Raw genomic sequence first — 5333 nt, 5'->3', positions numbered from 1 at the left:
CAAACCCCAAACCCCCGCACCCGAAACCCGTGAACGCGGGAGGACCGCGTCCTCCCGCGTTCTTTACGCCCGCCACCGGCCATGCGATTGTCGGTATGTCTGCACGTCCTGAACAGGAGGCCGACATGCGATTCCCCAGCCCGCCTGCGCTGCTCGCCGCCATCGCCGTCCTCGCCCTCACCTCCTGCGGAACCGGATCCGGCACGGAATCCAGCGGGGGCAGCGTCACCCTCACCATCGCCGCCAACTCCATCCCCGGCGGCAAGAACTCCGAGTCCGCCAACTGGATCAAGCAGTGGGTGATCCCCGAGTTCGAGAAGACGCACCAGAACGTCAAGGTGCTGTTCCAGCCCAGCGGCGTCGACGACGAGCAGTACAAGACGAAGATCGCGCTCGATCTCAAGTCGAAGGCCGGCGCCGACGTCATCGACCTCGACGGCATCTGGGTCGGCGAGTTCGCCCAGGCCGGCTACATCAAACCGCTCACCGAGGTCGGCGGCGCCGCCGTCGAGCAGTGGGAGGGCTGGTCGCAGATCCCGCAGGCCGTGCAGGGGCTCGGCATCTTCGACGGCAAGAAGTACGGCCTGCCACAGGGCACCGACGGCCGCGTCCTGTTCTACAACAAGACCCTGTTCGCCAAGGCCGGGCTGCCCGAGACCTGGGAGCCGGCGAGCTGGCAGGACATCATCGACGCCGGCACCAAACTCAAGGCCGCCGGCGTGCCCACCCCCATCCAGATCAACGCCGGCACCGCCATGGGCGAGGCCACCACCATGCAGGGCGCACTGCCGCTGCTCGCCGGCGCCGGATCGGAGATCTACGCGGCCGGCAAGTGGACCGGCGCCTCACAGGCCCTGAAGGACACGCTCGGCCTCTACCAGCAGATCTACGGCGGCAGCGGCCTCGGCGACCCCAAACTCCAGCAGGAGGCCAAGGGCCGCGACAAGTCCTTCGCCCAGTTCGCCGCCGGCAAGATCGGCATCATCGCCGAGGGCGACTACTTCTGGCGCTCCGTCATCGAGCCCACCGCCGGCGTCGCCCCCATGAAGGACCGCGACCAGGCCGTCGGCTACGCCAAGATCCCCGCCAAGGAGCCCGGCGGCGGCATCCGCGGCCAGGACCACGTCAGCATGTCGGGCGGCGCCGTACGCGTGCTGAACCCGTTCTCCAAGAACACCAAACTCGCCTGGGAGCTGCTCTCCTTCATGCACTCGGCCGCCGCCACGAAGGCAGAGCTGGCCGGGCAGGCCCGCATCAGCGCCCGCTCCGACGTCAACGACGAGGTGCTCACCGGCGACCCGATGCTCAAGTACATCGCCGACGAGGTGCTGCCCATCACCGCCTACCGCCCGGGCCTGGCCGTCTACCCGCAGGTGTCCACCGCGCTGCAGGAGGCCACCGCCGCGATCGTCAGCGGCAAGAGCGCCGACGAGGCGGCCGCCGCCTACCAGACCAAACTGGAGGGACTGGTCGGTGGCGCGGCCAACGTCGGCGGCTGACGCCGCGGGACTCGGCAGGAGCAGGGCGGCCGCGTTCGTCCTGCCCGCCCTCGTCCTCATCGCCGTCTTCCTGGTCTTCCCCGCCCTGTGGACCATCTACCTCGGGCTGACCGACTACCGGCTCACCGGCCTGGCCGCCGCCGACCCGCAGGTCGTCGGCCTCGACAACTACACCGGCGCCCTCGAGGACCCCCGCTTCCTCACCTCGCTGTGGCTCACCCTGCTCTACGTCGGCGGCTCGGCCATCATCGGCCAGGCCGGACTCGGCTTCACCCTGGCCTGGATGCTGCGCAGCCGCACCGGCCCCGTGCGCCGCGTCGTCGAGGGCGTGGTGCTGCTGTCGTGGATCCTGCCCAGCACCGTCGTCGGGTTCCTGTGGTTCGCGCTGCTCGACCGCGACGACGGCACCCTCAACGCACTGCTGCACACGCCCGGCTTCGCCTGGCTGCTCGACTACCCGCTGCTGTCGATCATCATCTTCAACGTGTGGCGCGGCACCGCGTTCTCCATGATGCTGTACGCGGCCGCACTGGAGAACGTGCCGCCCTCCCACCTCGAAACCGCCCGCCTGGCCGGCGCCAACGTGCCACAGCAACTGCGCGACGTCGTCTTCCCCCGCATCAGACGCCACATCCTGACCAACCTCCTGCTGATCAGCCTGTGGACGTTCAACGACTTCACCCCGTTCGTCCTCACCGGCGGCGGCCCCGAAGGCCGCTCCGAGATCCTGCCCGTGTACGTCTACCGCGTCGCCCTCAGAGACGGCCAGCTCGGCGTCGGAGCCGCCATCTCCTTCCTCATCCTGCTGATCAACCTCCTGTTCGCACTGGCGTACCTGCGGCTGCTCCGCGGCCAGCGCCGCCACCAGGAGGTCGCCGCCGGAGGGCCACCCGCATGATCCGCCACGTCGTCGGCAGGCTCACCGCCACCGCCTTCATCGCCGTCGTCCTCGCCTTCTTCACCCTCCCCATGCTCTGGCTCGCCAGCGCCCCCTTCGACGACACCCCCACGATCACCACGTCCATCCCCGAATTCACACTGCGCAACTTCTCCGCCATCCTCGACAACCCGTACGCCCTCGGCTCCATCCGCAACTCCATGATCCAGGGCGGCGGCGCGGCCGCGGTCGTCGTCGTCCTCGCCGCGCTCGCCGCCTACGCCCTGTCCAGAGTCCGCGTGCCCGGCCGCGACGCGCTCCTCTACGTGCTCCTGCTGCTGTCGTCCGTCGTCACCGGCACCGCCGCCATGGTGCCCATCTTCGAGCTGGCCACCCGGCTCGACCTCATCGACACCCACCTCGGCGTCATCCTCGTCGTCTCCGGCGGTCTCCTCCCCGCCGCGATCTTCATCCTCAAGGACTTCATGGACGAGACGCCCACCTCCTACGAAGAGTCCGCCCGCGTCTTCGGCGCCTCACCCCTGCAGATCCTGCGCCACATCGTCATCCCCCTGATCCGGCCAGGCCTGGCCACCATCGCCGTGTGGGCACTGGCCAGCGTGTGGGGCGGATTCCTGTTCCAGTTCATCCTGCTGCGCGACCCCGACAAAGCCCCCGGCTCCGTCATCCTCTACACCCTCTACACCGAGGGCGGCTCACCCAAGCTCGACCTCATCTCCACCTTCTCGCTGCTGTACTCGCTGCCGGTCGTCGCGATGTACCTGTTCGTCTCCCAGCGGTACGGCTTCCGCTTCCACGGAGGAATCAAGGCATGACCGAGCTTGCCGAGGTCATCAATGAACACAGCATCTTGATCATGGGGCCGAAGGCCACATGATCACGCTGAACGGCCTGACCAAGGTGTTCCCCGGCGGGGTCCGCGCCCTCGACGGCATCGACCTCACCGTGGCCGACGGCGAGTTCTTCGCCCTCCTCGGCCCCTCCGGCTGCGGCAAGACCACCCTCCTGCGCACCATCGCCGGCCTCGAAACCCCCGCCTCAGGAACCATCCGCATCGACGGCAGAGACGTCACCGCCCTCCCGCCCGGCGACCGCGACCTGGCCATGGTCTTCCAGGACTACGCGATCTTCCCCCACATGGACGTCACCGCCAACATCGCCTACCCCCTGCGCATCAAAAAGGTCCCCCGCGCCCAGCGCACCGCCAAAGCCGCCGAGGTCGCCGCCAGGCTCAGCCTCACCGAACTCCTCCACCGCCGCCCCAGCGAGATCTCCGGCGGCCAGCAGCAACGCGTCGCGCTCGCCCGCGCCATCGCCTGCCACCCCGCCGCGTTCCTCTTCGACGAACCCCTGTCCAACCTCGACGCCCGCCTCCGCCTCGAAGCCCGCACCTTCCTCAAACGCCTGCAGCGCGAACTCGCCGTCACCACCGTCTTCGTCACCCACGACCAGGCCGAAGCCCTCGCCCTCGCCGACCGCATCGCCGTCATGTCCCAAGGCCGCATGATCCAGATCGGCGCCCCCGCCGACATCTTCCACCGGCCCGCCACCACGTTCGTCGCCTCGTTCATCGGCTCCACCCCCATGAACCTCCTCCCCGCCCACGTCACCACCACCGCCCTGCACGCGGCCGGCGCCACCTTCCCCACCCCGCCCGGCCTCGCCGCCGGCGACCACATCACCTACGGCGTACGCCCCGAGTACATGGACCTGTCCCTCACCGAACGGCCCGACGCCTTCCCCGGCACCATCTCCGTACTCGAGAACCTCGGCACCCACACCCTCGTCACCCTCGAAAACCCAGAAACCCTCATCCAGCTCACCGTCCCCGAAGGCGACGAACCCCCCATCGGCACCCCCGCCTGGGCCGTGCCACGCCGCTCCCTCATCTACCGCGACGACACCCTCCTCACGACCCGGGAACCCGCCCGCCCAGGCACCACCACACCGGCCACCACCACCCCAGAAAGCCCCAAGACCCCGTAACCGCCCCGGGACGGCGCAACAAGGCCCTCAGGACCGCACACGCCATACTGGAGACCATGTCCACCAAGGACTGGATCCTGCACGTCGACCTCGACCAGTTCATCGCCGCCGTCGAGATCCTCCGCCACCCCGAACTCCGCGGCAAACCCGTCGTCGTCGGCGGCACCGGAGACCCCACCCAACCCCGCACCGTCGCCGCCACCGCCACCTACGAAGCCCGCGAACACGGCGTCCACTCCGGCATGCCACTACGCACCGCACTCAAACGCTGCCCCGACGCCGTCTTCCTCCCCAGCGACCCACCCGCCTACGATGCCGCCTCAGAACGCGTCATGGCCGTCCTGCGCGAATTCCCCGTACGCGTCGAGATTTGGGGCTGGGACGAAGCCTTCATCGGCGCCACCACCGACGACCCCGAAGCCCTCGCCGCCGACCTCCAGCAGGCCGTACGCACCCGCACCGACCTGTCCTGCTCCGTCGGCATCGGCGACAACAAACACCAGGCCAAACTCGCCTCCGGCTTCGCCAAACCCGCCGGAATCTACCGCCTCACCAGCGACAACTGGGCCGAGACCATGTACGACCGCCCCACCGACGCCCTCTGGGGCATCGGCGCCAAGATCTCCAAAAAGCTCGCCGCCCTCGGCCTCCACACCGTCGCCGACCTCGCCGCCGCCGACCCCGCCCACCTCGCCAAAACCTTCGGCCCCACCAACGGCCCCTGGTACCGCTATCTGGCCCTCGGCAAAGGCGAAGCCGAAGTCGTCACCACACCCTGGATCGCCCGCGGCCACAGCCGCGAAACCACCTTCCCCCACGACCTCACCGACAAGACCGAGATCACCCGCCACGTCACCGCCCTCGCCGAACGCGTCGCCCACGACGCCGCCACCGAAGGCCGCGAAGCGATCCGCGTCTCGGTCAAAGTCCGCTTCACCCCGTTCCTCACC

Annotated in this window: 5 protein-coding genes; all 5 read left to right on the top strand. The window is 69.1% G+C overall.

The features are described from left to right. Positions 1 to 125: 125 nt before the first annotated feature. Positions 126 to 1499, top strand: a complete 1374-nt coding sequence (locus EJK15_RS67515) for an extracellular solute-binding protein (protein ID WP_138720636.1) — start codon at positions 126 to 128, stop codon at positions 1497 to 1499. Continuing rightward, positions 1474 to 2397 carry a carbohydrate ABC transporter permease gene (locus EJK15_RS67510; RefSeq protein WP_138720635.1) on the top strand — a complete coding sequence of 308 codons (924 nt, stop codon included), beginning with the start codon at positions 1474 to 1476 and terminating at the stop codon, positions 2395 to 2397. The genes EJK15_RS67515 and EJK15_RS67510 overlap by 26 nt, the downstream gene beginning before the upstream one ends. After that, positions 2394 to 3212 carry a carbohydrate ABC transporter permease gene (locus tag EJK15_RS67505; RefSeq protein WP_138720634.1) on the top strand — a complete coding sequence of 273 codons (819 nt, stop codon included), beginning with the start codon at positions 2394 to 2396 and terminating at the stop codon, positions 3210 to 3212. The genes EJK15_RS67510 and EJK15_RS67505 overlap by 4 nt, the downstream gene beginning before the upstream one ends. A gap of 58 nt (positions 3213 to 3270) precedes the next feature. Next, positions 3271 to 4383 carry an ABC transporter ATP-binding protein gene (locus EJK15_RS77015; RefSeq protein WP_138720633.1) on the top strand — a complete coding sequence of 371 codons (1113 nt, stop codon included), beginning with the start codon at positions 3271 to 3273 and terminating at the stop codon, positions 4381 to 4383. Positions 4384 to 4439: 56 nt separating this feature from the next. Beyond that, positions 4440 to 5333: DNA polymerase IV (locus EJK15_RS67495; protein WP_138720632.1), on the top strand; the 894-nt coding region annotated here is incomplete at its 3' end.

The sequence above is a fragment of the Nonomuraea basaltis genome, from assembly GCF_005893125.1.
GTDB classification, from domain to species: Bacteria; Actinomycetota; Actinomycetes; order Streptosporangiales; family Streptosporangiaceae; genus Nonomuraea; species Nonomuraea basaltis.
The sequence above is the reverse complement of the archived record's forward strand: the minus strand, read 5'-3'. Positions and strand labels throughout refer to the sequence as shown.

Coding starts and splice junctions, on each gene's coding strand:
- EJK15_RS67515 (WP_138720636.1), top strand. CDS start 126: ATGCGATTCCCCAGCCCGCCTGCGCTGCTCGCCGCCATCGCCGTCCTC.
- EJK15_RS67505 (WP_138720634.1), top strand. CDS start 2,394: ATGATCCGCCACGTCGTCGGCAGGCTCACCGCCACCGCCTTCATCGCC.
- EJK15_RS77015 (WP_138720633.1), top strand. CDS start 3,271: ATGATCACGCTGAACGGCCTGACCAAGGTGTTCCCCGGCGGGGTCCGC.